General features: G+C 66.4%; 13 protein-coding genes and 1 pseudogene. 5 read left to right on the forward strand and 9 right to left on the reverse strand.

The window, feature by feature from the left end; translation table 11 throughout:
• Positions 1-12: 12 nt before the first annotated feature.
• Positions 13-3,138: a TonB-dependent receptor gene (locus FPZ24_RS12855; protein ID WP_338061652.1), complete on the reverse strand. Its 3,126-nt coding sequence runs from the start codon at positions 3,136-3,138 to the stop codon at positions 13-15.
• A gap of 68 nt (positions 3,139-3,206) precedes the next feature.
• Between FPZ24_RS12855 and FPZ24_RS17340 the strand changes: the two genes are divergently transcribed.
• Positions 3,207-3,476 carry a hypothetical protein gene (locus FPZ24_RS17340; protein WP_205012837.1) on the forward strand — a complete coding sequence of 90 codons (270 nt, stop codon included), beginning with the start codon at positions 3,207-3,209 and terminating at the stop codon, positions 3,474-3,476.
• A 176-nt stretch (positions 3,477-3,652) separates the two neighbouring features.
• Here the strand turns inward: FPZ24_RS17340 and FPZ24_RS12860 are convergent, their stop codons facing one another.
• Positions 3,653-5,146: an MFS transporter gene (locus FPZ24_RS12860; RefSeq protein WP_240047459.1), complete on the reverse strand. Its 1,494-nt coding sequence runs from the start codon at positions 5,144-5,146 to the stop codon at positions 3,653-3,655.
• Between the two features lie 86 nt (positions 5,147-5,232).
• On the opposite strand from FPZ24_RS12860, the gene FPZ24_RS12865 reads away from it, so the two are divergent.
• Positions 5,233-6,246 carry a substrate-binding domain-containing protein gene (locus FPZ24_RS12865; RefSeq protein WP_146572594.1) on the forward strand — a complete coding sequence of 338 codons (1,014 nt, stop codon included), beginning with the start codon at positions 5,233-5,235 and terminating at the stop codon, positions 6,244-6,246.
• A gap of 8 nt (positions 6,247-6,254) precedes the next feature.
• Here the strand turns inward: FPZ24_RS12865 and FPZ24_RS12870 are convergent, their stop codons facing one another.
• The 3 genes and pseudogenes from FPZ24_RS12870 to FPZ24_RS12875 form a co-directional block, all read right to left on the reverse strand.
• A complete protein-coding gene (locus FPZ24_RS12870; protein WP_146572596.1) occupies positions 6,255-7,580 on the reverse strand; it encodes a sigma-54-dependent transcriptional regulator in 1,326 nt (441 codons plus the stop codon).
• Positions 7,577-7,948 (reverse strand): sensor histidine kinase, encoded by a 372-nt coding sequence (locus FPZ24_RS17965; protein ID WP_420853400.1) that lies wholly within the window; start codon positions 7,946-7,948, stop codon positions 7,577-7,579. The genes FPZ24_RS12870 and FPZ24_RS17965 overlap by 4 nt, the downstream gene beginning before the upstream one ends.
• A 134-nt stretch (positions 7,949-8,082) precedes the next feature.
• A pseudogene (locus FPZ24_RS12875) lies at positions 8,083-9,348 on the reverse strand (cache domain-containing protein); the annotation flags it as partial.
• A 195-nt stretch (positions 9,349-9,543) separates the two neighbouring features.
• Here FPZ24_RS12875 and FPZ24_RS12880 point away from each other — a divergent pair.
• The 3 genes from FPZ24_RS12880 to FPZ24_RS12890 are packed head-to-tail and all read left to right on the forward strand — an operon-like array spanning position 9,544 to position 14,936.
• Complete coding sequence (locus tag FPZ24_RS12880) at positions 9,544-10,884, forward strand: dicarboxylate/amino acid:cation symporter (protein WP_146572601.1); 1,341 nt, start codon at positions 9,544-9,546, stop codon at positions 10,882-10,884.
• 21 nt (positions 10,885-10,905) lie between these two features.
• Positions 10,906-14,040, forward strand: coding sequence for a TonB-dependent receptor domain-containing protein (locus FPZ24_RS12885; protein WP_146572603.1), 3,135 nt, complete (start codon positions 10,906-10,908; stop codon positions 14,038-14,040).
• A gap of 5 nt (positions 14,041-14,045) precedes the next feature.
• Positions 14,046-14,936: a PEP-CTERM sorting domain-containing protein gene (locus tag FPZ24_RS12890; protein WP_146574519.1), complete on the forward strand. Its 891-nt coding sequence runs from the start codon at positions 14,046-14,048 to the stop codon at positions 14,934-14,936.
• Between the two features lie 14 nt (positions 14,937-14,950).
• Here the strand turns inward: FPZ24_RS12890 and FPZ24_RS12895 are convergent, their stop codons facing one another.
• From FPZ24_RS12895 to FPZ24_RS12910, 4 genes are all read right to left on the reverse strand, one after another.
• Positions 14,951-15,355, reverse strand: coding sequence for a hypothetical protein (locus tag FPZ24_RS12895; RefSeq protein WP_146572605.1), 405 nt, complete (start codon positions 15,353-15,355; stop codon positions 14,951-14,953).
• Between the two features lie 125 nt (positions 15,356-15,480).
• A complete protein-coding gene (locus FPZ24_RS12900) occupies positions 15,481-15,867 on the reverse strand; it encodes a response regulator (protein ID WP_146572607.1) in 387 nt (128 codons plus the stop codon).
• Positions 15,864-18,365, reverse strand: a complete 2,502-nt coding sequence (locus FPZ24_RS12905; RefSeq protein WP_146572609.1) for a CHASE3 domain-containing protein — start codon at positions 18,363-18,365, stop codon at positions 15,864-15,866. Before FPZ24_RS12905 ends, FPZ24_RS12900 begins: the two co-directional genes overlap by 4 nt.
• A complete protein-coding gene (locus FPZ24_RS12910) occupies positions 18,362-18,961 on the reverse strand; it encodes a response regulator transcription factor (protein ID WP_240047460.1) in 600 nt (199 codons plus the stop codon). The genes FPZ24_RS12905 and FPZ24_RS12910 overlap by 4 nt, the downstream gene beginning before the upstream one ends.
• Positions 18,962-19,107 lie beyond the last annotated feature (146 nt).

The raw sequence follows: 19,107 nt of genomic DNA on the forward strand, positions 1-19,107 counted from the left end.
CAGTGGAGGAAATCAGAACTTGAACCGTCCGCCAATCGCGAACCGCCGATCGACCACGCCCCAGTTGGAGTCCATGTAGACGGGCTTGGCCCCCGGCGAGACCGCGGAGTCGCCGAAGATCTGCTGCTGATAGGTGACGCGCGTGTTGAGGATGTTCTGCGCTTCCAGCGAGAGCTCGAAATACTTCGTGATCGAGAAGCGGAGCGACCCGTCGAGGAAACCCGCCGCCTTCTGGAACACCGGCAGACCGATGCAGCAGTCGAGGTTGTTGGTCAGGAAGCGCGACCGCCAGTTATAGGCGACCCGAAGCGCGACCGGTCCCTTCTCATACAGCCCGACGAGGTTGAACGAATGTTTCGAGATACCGGCCAGCTGGTGCGAGTCGATCACCGCACCGCGCCCGCCGCTGACGTCGAGGCCGGCGCCCTGGCCGCCGGTGCCGCCATTGTCGAGCGCACCGACCGCGATCAGGTTCGAGTTCTTGATCCCGCTTTGATCGACGAACGTATAATTGGCCTGGATGCCGAGGCCCGAGAGCGCCCCCGGCAGGAAGTCGAAGAAGGTCTGGTAGCCGACTTCGAAGCCCTTGAGCTCACCGCCGCCCGACTGGTTGCGCGGGCCGCGCAGCAGAACGTTCTGGGTGGACCCGCTGTTGGTGAACGTCCGATTGAACTGCCCGTACGAGATCGAATTGTGCAGTTTCTTGTAGAACAGGTCGATCGACAGCGACGACGATTTGCCCATGTAGCGCTCGAACGTCAGGTCGAATTGGTCGGCGGTCATCGGCCGTAGCCCGGCATACCCGGATTCCGCGTTGAACACGAAGTTGTAGCCGGTGACGTTCGCCGCCACATGCGCCGCCGTCGGCGAGTTATAGACGACGTAGGGCGAGTCCGGCCCCGTGTTGATGATCGGCGAATTGATCGCGACGAAGTTCCTGAGCAATCCGAAATCGGGCCGCGACAACGCGCGCGAATAGCCGAAGCGGATATAGGTCTTGTCGTCGAGCCCGAGCCGTAGGTTGAAGCTCGGCAGCACGTTCGTATACGACGCCTCGAGCGAATTGGGCGTGCCGCCGCCATTGGCGAAGGCCAGGATCGGCGCGGTCAGGTAGCATTTCGGATTGACCACAGCGGTTCCCGACAGCGGCGTGCCGCAGGCGGGCAGCGCGTTGAGCGCGGTCGGCGTCGGATAGGCGACCGAGCCGTCGCTCACCACCTTCGTCCGCACGACGCGGACACCGACATTGCCCTGCACCCGGACGCCGCCGCCGAAGATCGGCCGGTCGCCGCCGAAGCTGAGCATCGCATAGCCCGCCGTCGTCGTTTCCGACGTCCGGGTCACCTCGGCTGGCGTGAAGCAATCGGCGACGGTCGCCTCGGCGCGGTCGCAGATCGGCGTGTAGCTGTTGAGCGGCGCGTTGGTGCGCGGTCCCAGCGCGTTGATCAGCGCCGGGAAGTTCTGCAGCGTCGCGCGATTGAGATAGACCAGCGGGCTGTTGGCATAAGCGGCGCCGTCATAGAATTTGCTGCCGAGCGTGGTCGATTCCCAAATGCCGGCGCCATAGCCCGCAAAAGGCGGATGGCCGGCCGCGCAGGCTGGATAGGCCCCGCCGGTCGTGTTGTCGGCGTTGAACCCCGGCCCGTTGCAATTCCAGTTCGCCGCGATCGGCGTCCAGTTGAACGTCGAATAGCGCACCGTCTGATTGCGATCGGCATAGCGCACGCCGACCTTCAGCGAGTCAAGCCAGCCGGTCTTGCTGAAATCATATTGCAGGTCGCCGCGGAACGCCCATTCGTCGGCGTCATTGTCCTCGACGTGACCCTGGATGAATGGGATCCAGTAATTGTGCGGATTGGACAGCCCGCCGCTCGCGTAATTGACGTTCGATCCCGGCAGCAGCTTGACGTTGGGCGTGCCGTCGCCGTTCACGCTGTATTGCATATTGGCCATCGATCCGACCGCGACGAGGATGTCGTTGTTGTTGGTCGACGCGGTGATGCGCTGGCCGTCGAGCGTCAGGCGGAGGTTGTCGGTGATCTTCCAGTCGATATTCGCGGAGAAGTCGCGCGTCCCCTCCTTATGATCGAAATTGCGCGCTTCGTTCTGGAAATAGAGCCCGTCGCGCAGCGTCGTGCAGACCGAAGGCGCGGCGCAGTTGTTGACGAACGGCACGCCGGGAACCGCCGAACCCGTATTGATCGCGTCCTGCGTGCTGCTCCAGCTTCCCGCCCAGCTGCCATGGCCCTGGGTCAGCACGCCCGAGGTGAGCATCCCGTTCGACCCGAAGGTCAGCGCCGGGGTACCGTCGGCCGCGCCCAGGATCGTGCCGGTGCGTGGATTGAACGCCGACGTACCGTAATAATTGCCGTCGAAGATCACATGGCTCGCGCGTTCCAGCCACGCATTCTTGTACTTCGAATCGGTATATTGGAGCGTCAGCAGGAAGCGTTCGGACTTGTCCTGGAACTGCCCGGCAAGCGAAATGCCGCGCCGCGTGCGGTCGTAATCGACCTGCGAATAGCGGATCCCGTCGGGGATGTACGCCCAGCCGGTGCCGCCGAACGTGTTGGAGGTGCACCCGATCAGCCCGTTCGACCCGACATTGGCGGTGCCGTCCGCCTTGGTCGCGCCCGCCGAGCAATAGGTGTCGATCTTGTCCATGATCACGCTTTCGGTCCGCGTGATGACATGGCTGCGCGCGAAATCGGCGAGCAGACCGAAGCGTCCGATGTTGGTCTCGAACGTGTCGCTGACGAGCGCCGAGAATTCGCCGGTCCACTTCTTCGACCGATCGCCGTAGCTCGCTTTGCCGTTACCGGTGACGACCAGGCCCTTCTGGTCGAACGGCAGTCGCGTGCGCAAATCGACGGTGCCGGCGATGCCACCCTCGATCATGTCGGCGGTAGTGTTCTTGTACGCGTCGACGCGCGACATCAGTTCGGGGGAGATGTCGTTGAAGTTGAGCCCGCGCGCCGCGTCGGCCGAGAAGCTGTCGCGGCCGTTGAACTGCGTGCGGACCAGCGGCAGGCCGCGGAGCAGCACGCCCGCGGCCTCGCCCGAGGGGTGCGTCGAGTCGTCGGTCGATTGCAGACGCGATACCGTGACGCCCGGGATACGCGAGAGTGCGCCCGACACCGACGTATCGGGGAAGGCACCGATATCGGTCGCGCTGATCGAGATCGACGACGGTCGCGGCGTTGCGCTTGGTCTCGGCGGCGTCGCCCAATGCCTTGCGCGTGCCGACGACGATGATGTCGCTGTCGCCGCCGTCGTTGGTCGTATCGACCTGCGGAGACGGATCGGCCGGTGTGGTTTGCGCCATCGCGGGCATCACGCCCAGCATCAGCGCCATCAGTGAAGCGCCGGACCACAGGCCCTTGGCGTACGATTTCGTCATCGATCCCTCTCCCCTGCAATTGCCCCTCATTACGGAGGCTCGTTGCCGTTACCGCCGCACTGCCGATCGCGGATGATCTGGGCCGCAGGGTCGCGAACCGCGCACGTCATCCGTCATCGTTGTGCAACGATTTGCACTTCTTTGCGTAGAGCATTGCAGGAATCAAGCGTAAATTTGCGCTAATTGCGCAACAATCTCGCAAGCACTTGCGCAATAATTGAATTTTTTTAATGCAAGATTTGCATAAACCGCTTACAACGGTTGCGTCTCTTTGATGGTCAATGCGGCGAGCGCCGCCGCCAACAAGGCCATCGCTGCCAGACCGAGCGCCAGGATCGCCTGCGCACCGAACAGATGGTTGACGATCGCGCCGAGCACGGTGGCGGCAAAAAGCTGGGGGAGGACGAGAAAGGTATTATGGATGCCCATATACACCCCCATCTTGTCGGGCGGCACGGCACTCGCGATCATCGCATAGGGCAGCGCGAGGATCGCCGCCCAGGCGCAGCCGATGCCAATCACCGGCACCCACAACAGCATGGGGTCGTCGATCATCACGAAGCCGAACAGCCCCGCGGCGCCGAGCACCAGGCAGATCGCATGCGTCGCGGGGCGGCCGATCCGCTGCGCGATTGGCGGCAACAGGAAAGCGCCGAGCGCGGCGACCGCATTGTAGCCGGCGAACAGAATGCCGACCCAATCCGCCGCTTCGTTGTACGCAGCGGACGTCGTGTCGCTGGCGCCGTAATGGTGCGCGGACACGGCGGGGATCGCATAGATCCAGAAACAGAACAGCCCGAACCAGGTCAGGAACTGCACGACCGCCAGCCGACGCATGACGCCGGGCATGTGCAGGATGTCCTCGACGATTTCGAACAGGCCGAGCGACGTGTGGCCGCGACGGCGCATCGCGATGACGACGAATTGCGCGAACCCGAACGTGACGGCGATCGCCGCCAGCACGTAGATTTCATGTTCGAGCCCGCGCGCCCAGGCGATTCCGCCGATCGCCAGCCCGACCGCCGTCCAGGCCAGCCCACTGCGCGTCAGCGTCGCCTCCCCCGTCGCGCTCAGCGGGCCGCGCGGTGTGCGCGCGATCGCATCGGCGACCAGGCTTTCGGGCGGTCGCTCGCGCGTCGTGACGACGGTCCACAATACCGTCGCGACCAGCCCCGCAGCGCCGATCTCAAACGTCAGCCGCACCGATGGCGGCAATTGTCCCGGCGGCGCGACGCCGATCACGCCGAACCAGTGCGACAGGATCCACGGCAGGGCCGACGAGAATACCGCGCCGGCACCGATGAAGAACACTTGGACCGCGTAGCCTTCGGTCCGCTGTTCCTCGGGCAGATTGTCGGCGACCAGCGCGCGGAACGGTTCGGCGGCGATGTTGACCGACGCGGTCAGCAGCCACAGCGCGACGCTCGCCGCGAACAGGCTGGTGACGTTGGGCATCACGACCATCGCCAGCGCCGTCAGCAACGCGCCGCCGAGCACGAACGGCCGGCGGCGCCCGAGCGGTCCCCAGGTACGATCGGACCAATAACCGATCAGCGGCTGGATCAGCAGGCCGGTGATCGGCGCGGCGATCCACAGGATCGGCAGCTGGGCGATCTCCGCCCCCAGCGTCTGGAAGATGCGGCTGGTATCGACGTTCTGCAGGCCCCACACGATCTGCACGCCGAACAGGCCGATGCACATGTTCCAGATGTGCGACAGCCCGATCCGCGGGCGACCGCTCGTCACCTTCGGCGCAACGCTCGTTTGCTCCGTCGCTTGCAAAACCCCTCTCGCGAACCTTTAGTCGGCTCCTCTTTCTCAGCTTGGGCATAATGGGCACCAACAGCAACAACAATACGACGCTCCAGGATCTGGCCCGACTGGCCGGCGTCTCGGTGTCGACCGTCTCGCGCGCGCTCAACGACGAGCCGGTGATCAGCACCAAGACCAAGCAACGCGTCTGGGCGCTGGCGCGTGAGCACAATTACCCGTTCCGCCACTACATGCCCGCCGCCCCGATCGGCGCGGAGGGGTCGATCGCGATCGTCACCCCGCACGTTCGTGGCCGGCCGGTGCCGCTGACCCACCCGTTCTTCCTCGAACTGATCGCGCAGATCGGCGAGGCGGCGCGCGCGCGCGATTGCGATTTCGTGGTCAGCCATATCTCGCCTGCCGGCTATGACGATTTGGTCCATGCCGTGACGACCAGCCGTGCGAGCGGCGTGATCTTCCTCGGCCAGGGGACCTTGCACGACCAGCTCAACCAGTTGGCGATGACCAAGGAACGTTTCGTCGTCTGGGGCGCGCATATCGCCGGCCAGCGCTATTGCTCGGTCGGGTCCGACAATATCCTGGGCGGCCGCCGCGCGACGCTTCACCTGACTCGGATGGGGCGCAAGCGGATCATGTTCCTGGGCGGCAGCGACCCCGAAGCATCGCAGCGCCGGCGCGGTTACCTGGACGGTGTTGCCGAAAGCCGATTGGAGGCGGACCCCGCGCTGATCGTGTCGGTCGAGTTCGAGCTGGAGGCGGCCGAAGCGGCGGTCGCGCGGCTGATCCACGAAGGCGTCACCTTCGACGGGATCGTCGCATCGTCGGACTTGATCGCGCTGGGCGCCATTCGTGCGCTTCGGCGCAGCGGGCTGACCGTGCCCGGCGATGTGTCCGTGGTCGGTTATGACGACATGCTGCTCAGCCGCCTCAGCACGCCGACGCTGAGTACGATCCGCCAGGACACCGCCGAGGCCGGGCGGCTGCTGGTATCGCGGGTGCTCGATTTCTCCCCCGACCATTCGCCGGTGCATTTGCCGACCGACCTGATCGTGCGGGAATCCTGCGGGGGCTGAAGCGCGCCTTACCTGAAGTCCCGCGGCGATATGCCGAGGCGCGTCATCTTGTCGTAGAGCGTCTTGCGCGGGAGGCCGAGCGTCGCGAGCACCGGCGCGACACGCCCGCGGCTCGCGGTCAGCGCAGCGCGAATTTCGCCGGCTTCGTAGTCGGCGACGCGGGCCGACAGCGATTTGGATGTGGCGCGCGGCGCCCCGCTCGGCTCCGCGACGCCGAGCACCGCTTCGATCGCCGCGTTGCGCAGTTCGCGGACATTGCCCGGCCAGTCGTGGCGGCGCAGGCGACCGCTGGTCGCGGCGTCGATCCGCCAATCCGCTTTGCCGAATTGCCGCGCCGCCTCGCCCGCGAACGCCGCGAACAAGGCGAGCACGTCGTCGCCGCGCTCGCGCAACGCCGGGACGCGCACGCGCGCGGTGCTGAGGCGGTAGAGTAGATCGGCGCGAAACCGTCCGGCTTTGACGTCCTCGGCCAGGTCGACCTTGCTCGTCGCCACCACGCGCAGATCGACCGGCTGCGGGCGATCCGCGCCGATCGGCTGGACCTCGCGCTCCTCGAGCACGCGGAGCAATCGCGCCTGCATCGCCAGCGGCATGCTGTCGATCTCGTCGAGCAGCAGCGTGCCGCCGCTCGACGCCGCGATCTGGCCGGTGCGTGATAGGCGCGTGTGCGGCACGCTGTCGGCGGCGTGGCCGAACAATTCGATCTCCGCGAGCCCGTCGGGAAGCGCCCCGCAATTGACCGCGATCAGCGGACGCGCGCGGCGCGGTCCCTGGCGGTGCAGCATCGTCGCGACCAGTTCCTTGCCGGTGCCGGTCTCGCCTTCGACCAGCACGTCGATATCGGCGTCGGCGAGCTGGCGGATCACCTGGCGCAGCCGAAGCATCGGCGGACTCTCGCCGATCAGCGGCTCGCCGGGGTCGGGCGCGTCGGCGAGCGCGCGGAGGTGACGATTGTCCATTACAAGCGCGCGGTGCGCGAGCGAGCGGCGGACCGCGGCAGCCAGGTGATCGGCGGCGAACGGCTTGGTCAGGAAATCCGCCGCGCCGTCGCGCATCGCCCCTACCGCCATTGCGATGTCGCCGTGTCCGGTGATCAGGATCACGGGGATGTCGGGGTCGATCGCGCGGACCGCCGTGAGCAACTCCAGCCCGTCCATGTACGGCATACGGATGTCGGTGACGACGATGCCAGCGAAATCGCGCGTGACAGCGGTGACGGCTTCGTCGGCGCGGGCGAAGGCACGGACGTCGAATTCGGCGAGTTCGAGCGCCTGAAGCGTTGCCCGCCGCAGCTCGTCGTCATCCTCGACGAAGATCACCGGCCCAGCGCTCATGCCGTCCTCAACGTCGCGACGAAGGTCGCGCCCGAGCCGCCCGCGACATGTGCGATGTCGCCACCGAACTCACGCGCGATGTCCCGCGCGATGGCGAGGCCGAGCCCCAACCCCTCCGGCTTGCCCGACGCGAACGGCGTGAACAGCGTGCCGGCGATCGCGGGGTCCAGGCCGGGACCGTTATCGGCGACCGACAGCGCGATCGTTTCCCCGACCTGCGCGGCGGTGACGGTAACGCGCGCATCCCTGCGCCCCTCGACCGCTTCGATCGCGTTCTGAACCAGGTTGATGACGACCTGTTCGAGCCGGGTGCGATCGCCCGCCAGCGGCGTCGCGAGCAGCTCGCCCGTAATATCGACCCGCACCACGCCCGCGCGCGCTCGCCCAGCAGCAGCAACACGCCGTCCAGCACGGAGCCGAGCGTCGCCTTGCCACCCACCGTCGCGCGCCGCCGTGCGAACGCGCGCAACTCGGCGGTGATCGTGCCGATCCGCGCGGTCAGATCGACGATCCGCGCCAGATTCTCGCGCGCTTTCTCCGGCGCGGCGCGGTCGATCAGCGTCGCACCATTCTCCGCGAAGGTGCGGATCGCGGCGACCGGCTGGTTGATCTCGTGCGCGACGCCCGCGGTGATCTGGCCGATCGAGGCGAGGCGGTTGGCCTGGGCCAGCTCCTCACGGGCCTCGCGATAGCGGCGGTCGGCTTCGGCGCGTTCGTCGGATTCGACCACGAGCCGCGCATTGGCGTCGCTGAGTTCGGCGGTGCGGCGCTTGACCTCTTCCTCCAGCGCGGCGCGCGCTTCGGCCTGGAGCCGCCGCGTTTCGGCCGAGCGGATCATCAGACCCGCGGCGACCGCGGCGATCAGCAGCAGGCCGAGCCCGACGATCAACGCCTGGCTGCGCGCGGCCGCTAGCGGCGGATCGAGCGGCGACAGGTGGAACAGCCGCCCACCCGCCAGCGCGGCGGGTTCGACCGCGACGCGATATTGCGTCTTGTCCCCCACGACCGCGCGCGCCCCGTCGAACGACAAAGGGGCCGGCGCCGGCGGGTTGCTGCCGAACTGCAGCGTCTGGCGCAGCGCCGCGAGCGTCGCGGCGTCGATCGGTTCGATCGCGCGGAACCGCCATGGCGGCACGCTCGTCACCAGCACGACGCCGTGCGCATCGACGACGAAGCTCATGCCCGGTGTGCGCGCCCACGCTGCCTCGACGCCATCGAATTCGACCTTGACGACCACGACGCCGAGCGCGCGCCCGGCACGATCGATCCGCCGCGCGAGGTACAGACCCGGCCGCCCGCTGACCGTGCCGAGCGCGAAGAATTCAGACGTCCCCTTCGCCATCGCGTCGCGGAAATAGGGGCGGAAGCCGTAATTCTTGCCGACGAAACTCGCCGGGCTGTTCCAGTTGCTCGCCGCCTGCGTCGTGCCGGTCGCATCGACGACGTAGATCGCCGCGGCATCGGTGCGTTGCGCGAGTTGTTCGAGCGTGCGGTCGAGCCGGTCGCGCGCCGCCGCGCTGCCATCGCCCAACGTCGCCGCCGCGTCGGGATATTCGGCCAGCACCACCGGCAGCAGGCGGAACTTCTGAAGCTCGCTCGATAGCAAGGCGACGTGCGTGCGTGCCGCCTGCCGTGCCGCGGTGTCCGCGGCCGCATTGGCCTGCCCCAGCGACCAGCGCAGCCCGGCCCAGCCGAGCGCCGCGATCAGCACGATGGCGACGAATGCCATCGCCAGCGCACGGCGGCCGATGATGGCGGAAAACCGCATTATTCAGCAGCCGATGTGCGGAAATCCGCACAGATGACGATAAGCGTTCGCACAGGCATTTTAAAAATAACCATATCGTTCAGTTGCTTGACCCGCATTCGCGATTTGCTGGCTGGCGTGTGACAAGGCTGCAAGAATGCACGGCGAAGGCCCGGTGACAAGGGCCGCCGGCAGCGTTGCCGACAGAGAGGACGAATGAAGGTTCAGCCCATCGACACGCCAGCGGCGGCACCGCGCCTGCCGTTCTACCGCCACCTCTACGCGCAGGTGCTGGTGGCGATCGTGCTCGGCGTCCTGCTCGGTCATTTCTGGCCGCACGCCGGCGAGGCGCTCAAGCCGCTCGGCGACGGGTTCATCAAACTGGTCAAGATGATCATCGCGCCGGTGATCTTCCTCAGCGTCGTCGGCGGCATCGCGGGCATGCGCGAACTCGGATCGGTCGGGCGCGTGGCGATCAAGGCGTTCGTCTATTTCCTGATCTTTTCGACGCTCGCGCTGATCGTCGGCTTGATCGTCGCCAATGTCGTCCAGCCGGGCGCAGGGATGAACGTGAACCCCGCGACGCTCGATACCAAGGCGGTCGCGGGCTACGCGCACGATGCCGGCGAAACGACGGTCACGGGCTTCCTGATGGCGATCATCCCGACGACGATGCTGTCGGCGCTGACCGACGGTTCGATCCTGCAGACGTTGTTCGTCGCGATCCTGTTCGGCATTTCGCTGTCGCTGGTCGGGCGTCCCGCCGAGCCGGTGCTCGAACTCGTCGAGCGGCTGAGCCTGGTCGTGTTCAAGCTGGTCGGCATTCTGATGAAGGCGGCCCCGATCGGTGCGTTCGGCGCGATCGCCTTCACCATCGGCAAATACGGCGTCGGCAGCCTGGTCAATCTGGGCGCGCTGGTCGCGACCTTCTACCTTACGTCACTGCTGTTCGTGCTCGTCGTGCTGGGCGCGGTGGCGCGGGCGCACGGTTTCTCGATCATCAAGCTGCTCGCCTATCTCAAGGCCGAACTGTTGCTCGTGCTCGGCACATCGTCGTCGGAAGCGGCGCTGCCCAACCTGATGGTCAAGCTCGAGGCGGCCGGGTGCGAGCGCGGCGTCGTCGGGCTGGTCGTGCCGACCGGCTATTCGTTCAACCTCGACGGCACCAACATCTATATGACGCTGGCAGCCCTGTTCATCGCGCAGGCGACCGGGGTGCAGCTGTCGTGGGGCGACCAGTTGCTGCTGATGGGCGTTGCGATGCTGAGCTCCAAGGGCGCGGCTGGCGTCACCGGCGCGGGGTTCGTCACGCTCGCCGCGACCCTCTCGATCGTGCCCTCGGTGCCCGTCGCAGGCATGGCGCTGATCCTCGGCATCGACCGCTTCATGAGCGAATGCCGCAGCCTCACCAACTTCGTCGGCAACGCCGTCGCGACGATCGTCGTCGCGCGGTGGGAGGGCAAGCTGGACCGCGACATGCTCGACCGCGCGCTCAACGAACGACCGGCGATCGAAGACAATCTGGAAGCGGCCATAGAGCCGCAGATCATCGCATAAAGAGAACAGGGAGAGGACGACATGACTCGATCGATCAAGCTGGCACTGGCCGCTTCCACTGCGCTCGGCGCGCTTGCGCTGGCGACGCCGTCGTTCGCCCAGGACGCGCCAGCCGCGCCGCAGGACCAGGCCAGCAACGTCCCCGGCCTCGACCAGGCGCAGACCGCCGACGATCAGCCGCAGGTGCCCGAAAAGGACATCGTCATCGTCGGCTCGCAGATCAAAGGTGCGAGCACGACCGCCGCGCTGCCGGTGACGGTCGTCGGTCGCGACCAGATCGACGCGGCGGGTGCGGCGTCGGGCGACGAACTGCTGCGGTCGATCCCGCAAGCCGGCGACGTGACGTTCAACGAAAGCAACAATCCGCAGACCAGCAACGCGGCGCGCGGCGACGTCAGCTCGATCAATCTGCGCAACCTCGGCCTCGGCAATACGCTGGTGTTGCTCAACGGCCGCCGCCTCGTCCAGCATCCGACCAGCCAGGCGGGCGAAGGCAACGTGCCGGTGCTGAGCTTCAACGCCAACGCGCTGCCGGTCGCGGGGCTCGATCGCGTCGAGATCCTGCGCGACGGCGCGGCCGCGATCTACGGATCGGATGCGGTGGCGGGCGTCGTGAACACCGTGACCAAGACCGACCTCAACGGCGGCAGCCTCGATTTCCGCTTCGGCTTCCCGTCGAGCACGTCGCGCCGCGATTACGAAGTGACCGGCACGTTCGGCAAGAACTTCGCCGAAGGGCGCGGCAACATCTCGTTCTACGCCGACTATACCCGCCGCACCGCGCAGTTGGCCGAGGATCAGCCCTACACCGCGACCGACAATCTGGTGCCGCTGTTCGCCGACAACCCCGCCTTCGCCGGCAACCTGACCGCCGACGGCCGCGCGACACAATCGCCCTGGGCAAACCTGGCCGTCGTCGGCGGTCCCGGCACGATCCGGCGCACGCCCGGCAACCAGGCGCTGACCTCGTCCGCCGGCGCATTCCACACACAATCGATCCTCAACCCCGGCTGCCTCGTCACGATCAACGCCGACACCTGTCTGGGCAGCGGCACGCGCGCCACCGCGACGACGCTGCGCAACGAACGGTTCGATACGCGGCCCGGCACGACCGTCACGCCGGCGATCAACCGCTACAACACCTTCCTGTCGGCGCATTACGATGTGACCGATCGCCTGACGCTCTACACCGAGCTCGGCTATTACCGCGCCGACACGACGCGCATCCAGCCGCCGACGATCAACCTCAACGCGATCACCATTCCGGCATCGAACTATTGGAACCCGTTCGGCCCGGTGACCTTCGCCAACGGCCAGGCCAACCCAAACCGCATCCCGGGGCTGACCAACGTCCCCGCTGCCGGTCTGCCGGTGACGCTCAGCACCTATCGCTTCCTCGACGCCGGGTATCAGCTGGTGAAGACGGTCAACTGGCAGGACCGTTTCCTGGTGGGCGCGAAGGGCAAGATCGGCGGGTTCGATTTCGACAGCGCGATCCTCTACTCGGAGGCGCAGGCGATCGACAACTCGCCGGCGATCGACATGACCAAATTGCAGGCGAATCTCGCGCTGTCGACGCCCGACGCCTACAATCCGTTCAGCGGCGGCTGCTCGGCGACGCCCAGCCTGGGCGACTGCTCGCCGGCGAGTGCGGCGACGATCAACTCGTTCGCGGTCACGTTGCGCCGCCAGTCGAAGACGACGCTCGGGCTCGCCGACTTCAAGCTATCCAAGGCGGATTTGCTCAAGCTGCCGGGCGGCAACCTCGGCATCGCGCTGGGGGTCGAGGGCCGGCGCGAAACGCAGTATGACAATCGCGACCCCAATCTCGACGGCACCGTCACCTTCCGCGATTCGGTGACCGGCACGACCAACAATTCGAACATCGCCTCGGTCAGCCCGACCTTCGACACGCGCGGCAAGCGCACCGTCTTCTCCGCGTTCGGCGAGCTCGCGGTGCCGATCGTGTCGCCCGACATGAACGTGCCGCTGATCCGCCGCCTCGATGTGCAATTGGCGGGGCGGTACGAACACTACAGCGACTTCGGATCGGTCGCGAAGCCGAAGGTCGCGGCGGCGTGGGACCTGGTCGACGGCATCCGGTTGCGCGGGTCGTGGTCGCAGGGCTTCCGCGCGCCGAACCTCGAACAGCTCAACGCCGTCGCCTTCTCGCGCCTCAACACCAACACCGCGGCCAACACCGATTATTATCGCTGCGAAGCCGATGTTCGCGCGGGCCGACTCGCCGCCAACAACTTCCCAGGCTGTACAAGGACGATCGGCTATTCAATCGCCGTCAGCGGCAACCCCGACTTGAAGCCGGAAAAAAGCACCAACTGGACCGCCGGCATCGTCCTCGAGCCCAAGTTCATCCCGCGCAAATACGGCAAGCTGACGATCACCGCCGATTACTGGTCGATCAAGCAGACCGGAATCGTCGGCCAGTTCGGGCCGCAGAACGCGCTGGTGCTCGACTATCTCCTGCGCTTGCAGGGATCGAGCAATCCCAACGTCGTCCGCGCCGCCGTCACGTCCGACGACCAGCTGGTGTTCAATGGTAGCGGGCTCCCCGCTGCAGGCGCCGTGACGTTGATCAAGGACCAGTTCGTCAATCTGCTCCCGCAAACCGTGCGCGGGTACGACCTGTCGCTGATCTATACGGTCAGGACCGATATCGGCCGGTTCAATCTCAACGTGAACGTCGCACGGCTGACCAAATATGCCCGCCAGGTTTCGCCGGCGGTGCAAGCGCTATTCGATGCGCGCGGTGCGGGGACGATCAACGCCGCGACGCCGCTAACCGACGCGAGCAGCCTGTTGCAGGTCAACGGCAAGCCCAAGTGGCGGTGGTCAGGGTCGCTGACCTGGTCGCTCGGCGGGTTCACGTTGGGCGGGTACGCCACCTATATCGGCACCGTTTACGACACGGCGTTCCTCGACGGGAACGGCAATCCGTTCGTCGTGCAGGGTCAGACCCAGTTCAACCTCTACGCGCAATATCGCGTCAAGAAGGGCGCGCTGGAGGGCCTCAGCATGCGGGTCGGCGCGCGCAACATCTTCGACAAGCAACCGCCGATCATCGACTCAGGCTATCTCGGCTCGCTCTACGTGCCCTATGGTCGCTATTGGTATACGCAGATCGGGTTCAAGTTCTGACGATGATGAAACGACTGACCGCCCTCGCCGCTTTGTTCCTGATCGCCGCGTCGCCGGCGGTGGCGCAGACGGCGCCACCGGCCGCCGCCTTCGTTGGGAAGCCGCGCACGATCCTGTTCGTCGGCAACAGCTTCACGCAAGGAGCGCATTCGGCGGTCAAGCGCTATCGCGCCAATACGGTGACCGACCTCAATGGCGACGGCTATGGCGGCGTCCCCGCGCTGTTCAAGACGTTCACCGAGCAGGTCGGGCTGAACTACACGGTCAGCCTTGAGACGCAGGGCGGCAGGACACTCGGATTCCACTGGGCCGAGCGGCGGCAATTGCTCGACCGGGCGTGGGACGTTGTGATCCTCCAGGAACTGAGCACGCTCGACCGCGATCGACCGGGAGATGCGGCTGGCTACCGCATCGCTGCACCGCAATTCGCCGCGATGTTCGCGCGCGCCAATCCCCGCGTGAACGTGCTGCTGATGGCGACCTGGGCGCGCGCCGACCTGGTCTACCAGCCGGGCAGTCCATGGTCGGGCAAGCCGCTATCGGTGATGACGCAGGACCTGCGCCGCGCGTCCGACGGCGTGCGGGCATTGTCGCCGACGATCAAGGGCGTCCTGCCGGTCGGCGAGGCCTGGACTCGCGCGATCGCCGCAGGGATCGCCGACCCTGATCCGTATGACGGCATCGCGTTCGGGCAGGTCGATCTGTGGACGTACGACCATTACCACGCGAGCATTTATGGCTATTACCTGGAGGCGCTGGTCGTGTTCGGGCGCGTGACGGGCATCGACCCCACCCGCCTCGGTGCCAAGGAGCGCGCCGCCGACGATCTGGGCATTGCGCCGCAAACCGCCGTCGCGTTGCAGCAGGTCGCGCGGGATCAGCTAGCGGGGTCGTAGGCCGCGGCGCCGCTTCACGCGGCGGCGAGTGCCGTCGCGCCGAGCGTCAGTCTGGGATAGATTTCGCGCTCCTCGAACGCCATCCGCTGGTCCAGCGTGTTCAGGATGGAGCCCAACTCGCGGCAATAGCGCGGCCAGTGGCTGTCGATCCGCTCGGGCGTCCAGCTGTCGATATGCTGGCGATAGCGCTGTTCGAAGGGATCGGGCGCGTCGGGCTTCGTCGCATGCCGTGCCGTCGATGCGTTGTCGCGAAAGATCAGGTTCTCCGTCGCCAGGTGACGAAGCAGATGACGCGTCAGGGTCCAGCGGGCCGATGCGAACAACGGCCCGATCGGCGCGCCGTCATTGTTCAGGAAACCGCGCAGCGTCGCCGCGATCCCCCGGATAGTGTCGTGATCTTCGATCATCTTGGCGAGCATCGATACCGGTCCTTTCGTGGGCCCCGGGATCGGTGAGTTGCCTTAACGGAATCTTGCGAAGGGGCGTCCGGCATGGCGGACTGCTACCAAGGTCTAACACTTCTACGACACGTGCTGCATCGGGCTCACGGCCGCGCGATCAGCGTCCGGATTTCGGTGGCCAGTTGCAGCGGGTCGAACGGCTTCAGGATGACGCCCGCCGCCCCTTCGTCGCGATACCGCGCGATATCGGCGTCGCGCGCCTTGGCGGTGATGAACAGCGCCGGCGTCGCGCCGAGTCCGGGCAACTCGCGCAACGCCCGCAACGTGGCGAGCCCGTCCATGCCGGGCATCATGATGTCGAGCACGAGCACGTCCGGCCGCCAGTCGGTCGTCGCCGCAAATGCGACCGCTTCCTGCCCCGATATCGCGGTCCGGACGTCGATCGTCGGGTCGAGCGAAAGCGCCATTTCGACGATCGTGCGAATGTCGCGATCGTCATCGACATACAGCAATTTGAGTGGGCCGGTCATGTCACCCCCTCTGGGCTATCGTCGAGGATGCGGCGCACGGTCGCCTTGAGGTCGGGGAGCGACCCGCGCGATTTCACCAGCACCGCACTGACCTGGCTCGCCGCCGCCGCATCGACGTCGTGCGCGGAAAAGATGATCGTCGGCACGGCTAAGCCGTCCTTGTCGGTCAGCATCGGTAGCAACTCCAACCCCGATCCCTCGCCGAGATGCAAATCGAGGATCGCCGCATCGGGGGATTCGGTTTCGAGCAGCTTGCGCGCGCCCGCCAGGTCGGTAGCTTTCACGACGCGGGCATGCGGGCTCAGCGCCGATCCGACGATGTCGAGAATATCCTCGTCGTCGTCGAGGTGGAGGATGACGGGCTGCGCCGCGCCGGAGCGCCCGATGGCGCGGCGAACGGCATCGGCGAGACGATTGGGATCCACCGGCTTCTGCAACCAATCGACGAAATCGAGCGGCGTCGCCTCGACCGCACCTTCCCGCGTCAGGCCCGATACGACGACGATCGGCAACGACGAATGCCCGTTCGCGGTCCGCAGCGACCGCGCGACGCTCAGCCCGCTCTCGTCGGGCAGATTCAGATCGAGCAGCAAGGCGCTGTAGGTCCCGGTCGCCAGCGCCGCGCGCGCATCGGCGGCGGTCCCGACGCAGTGCGCGCCATGGCCGATCGCGACGACCATCTGCCGCAAGGTATCCGCCATGTCGGCATCGTCCTCGACGATCAGGATCTGCGGATCGTCCGCCGGCTTGGTGTCGAGCTGACGTTCGCGCCACAGGTCGAGCACGAACGCGAAGCGCGTGCCGCCGCCCGACCGGTCTTCGAACCGGATCGTACCGTCATGCCGGCCGATGATCTCGCGGGAAATAGCGAGGCCCAGCCCGGTGCCAGGGCTCTGTTCGCCCTCGGCCCGTTCGAAGCGGCCGAAGATGCGGTCGCGAAATTCGGTCGGCACGCCGGCGCCTTCATCGTCGACGGCAACCTGCGCCTTGCCGTCGGTCTGCGTCAGCCCGATCGTAACCGTTCCATCGGGCGGCGAGGCGCGGACGGCGTTGGACGTCAGGTTCGCGATGACCTGCAATAGCCGGTCGGCATCGCCAGCGACCAGAACGGGCGTATCGGGCACGTCACACGCAATCCTGATCCCAGCGGACGAGGCCAGCCCTTCGCTCCCCTCGCAAGCCCGTTGCACCACCTCGCGCAGGTCGAGCGGCCGGCGATCGAGGCCGAGCTGGCCCGACTGGATACGGTCGATGTCGAGCATGTCGTTGATCAGCCGGATCAGCCGGCGCGAATTGTTCTCGGCGATCTCTACGAGGCGTTGCGCCGCGGCTGGGATCTTGCCGGCCGACCCCGCGCGCAACAGCCCGAGCGCGCCAACCACAGAGGTGAGCGGTGTGCGCAATTCGTGGCTGACCGTCGACATCAGCTCGTCCTTCATCCGTTCGATCCGCTTGCGCTGCGAGATGTCGCGGACCGATGCGACGATGTGGTCGCCGTCGGGCAGGCGCATCACGCCGAGCGCGATGTCGACCGGGATTTCGTGACCGTCGCGATGAAGGATACGGCGATCGGGCAGGTACGGATTGGCGAGCTTGCCGTCGATCAACCCAACCCGTTCGTGGAATGTCACCGGCCTGTCGAGCAGCTTGATCAGCACCGAAATGTCGCGTCGCGCCAGTTCTTCGGGTCGATAGCCGAGCATCGTCGAGGCGGCGGCGTTGATCGTTTCGATCGTCCCGCTGGGGTTGAGGATCGCGATCGCGTCGATCGTGCTGTCGAGGATCGAGCGGTTGCGTTCGGCGACGCTGTAGGCGGCCAGCCGCGCGCGATACCGCGCATTGCTCTGCCGCCAGATCAGCAAAGCGGCGGCGAGCAACAGCCCGCCGACTACTGCGATTCCCACCCACATGCCCAGCCGATCGGCATCGACGCGTGCGCGATAGGTATTCACGCTTTCGTCGCGTTGACGTGCGGCAACCTTGAGCATCGCCGCCGACACCGACCGCATCTCGTCCATCAGATGCTTGCCCTTGCCCTCGCGAATCCGCGCGACCGCTGCGTCGAGGCCGCCCGCCCTGCGCAGCGCGAGGACGGCATCCATCTCGGCGAACTTCTGACCGGCCAAGTCGCGAAGCTGGCCGAGCAGCCGAGCCTGTTCCGGCTGACCGGCGAGGTCGGCCTGTAACTTGGCGAACGTTCGCGTCACCGCGTTTCGAGCCGGCCCGTAATCGGTCAGGAATGCCGAATCGCCGGTGATCACATAGCCGCGCTGGCTCGATTCGGCGTCGGCGATATGCGCGATCAGCGACCCCGCCTCAGCCTGGCGATCGAACGACGCGCGCGCCTGCAACCGCATGTTTTCGGTGACGACATATTCCGAACCGAGCCATAGCGACATCGCGATCAACAGGATCGGCACGCTGATCGTGGCCAGCACGAAACGCCACATACTCGGCCGTCGCGGTGCCATCGCCTCGATCCCCGACATGTCGCTCATGTCGTGCCGGCATCCCCGAGCAACGGCTGCATCGCGAGCAACGCCTGAGCGCGATTGCTGACCCCCAACTTGCGGAAGATCGCCGTGAGATGTGCCTTCACCGTCGCTTCGGTGATGTCGAGGTCGCCGGCGATCTGCTTGTTGAGGCGCCCGTCCGCCAGCGCCAGCAAAACCTTGAGCTGCGCACCCGACAGCGCCGCGATCCGATCGCGCGCCGAGCCCGCCGCCGCGGCGGTGGTTGCCGGCACCGGGAACACGGACTGTCCCGCGACGATCGTGCGCAAGGACTGCGCGAGGTCGTCGAGCGGATCGCTCTTGAACAGGAAACCGGCGGCGCCGAGCGCGCGGGCCGCCTCGACGATGACGGCGTCCTGCCGCGCCGACACCATGACGATCGGCGTGTCGCCGAGGAGATGCTGGAGTTGCAGCAGCCCGGAAAAGCCGCGCGCATCGGGCAGGATGAAATCGAGCAGGACCAGTCGATAGCCGCCGCGCGTCGCGATCGCCTTCGTCGCTTCGTCGATCGAACCGGCATTATCGACCGAAACGCCCGGCAAGGCCGCCCGCGCGGCGAGCGACAGCCCCTCTCGCGTCAATGGATGATCGTCGGCGATTAGTACGTGTCGACTGAGCGTCAGGATTGCCTCCGCAAAAAGTAGCGTTCGAAACCCGGTCCGATACGCTACTGGAACCTGCGCCCTTGTACGTCTTTTGACCGTTAACCCGGTCAAGATTTATGTCG

It is taken from the genome of Sphingomonas panacisoli, assembly GCF_007859635.1.
GTDB classification, from domain to species: domain Bacteria; phylum Pseudomonadota; class Alphaproteobacteria; order Sphingomonadales; family Sphingomonadaceae; genus Sphingomonas; species Sphingomonas panacisoli.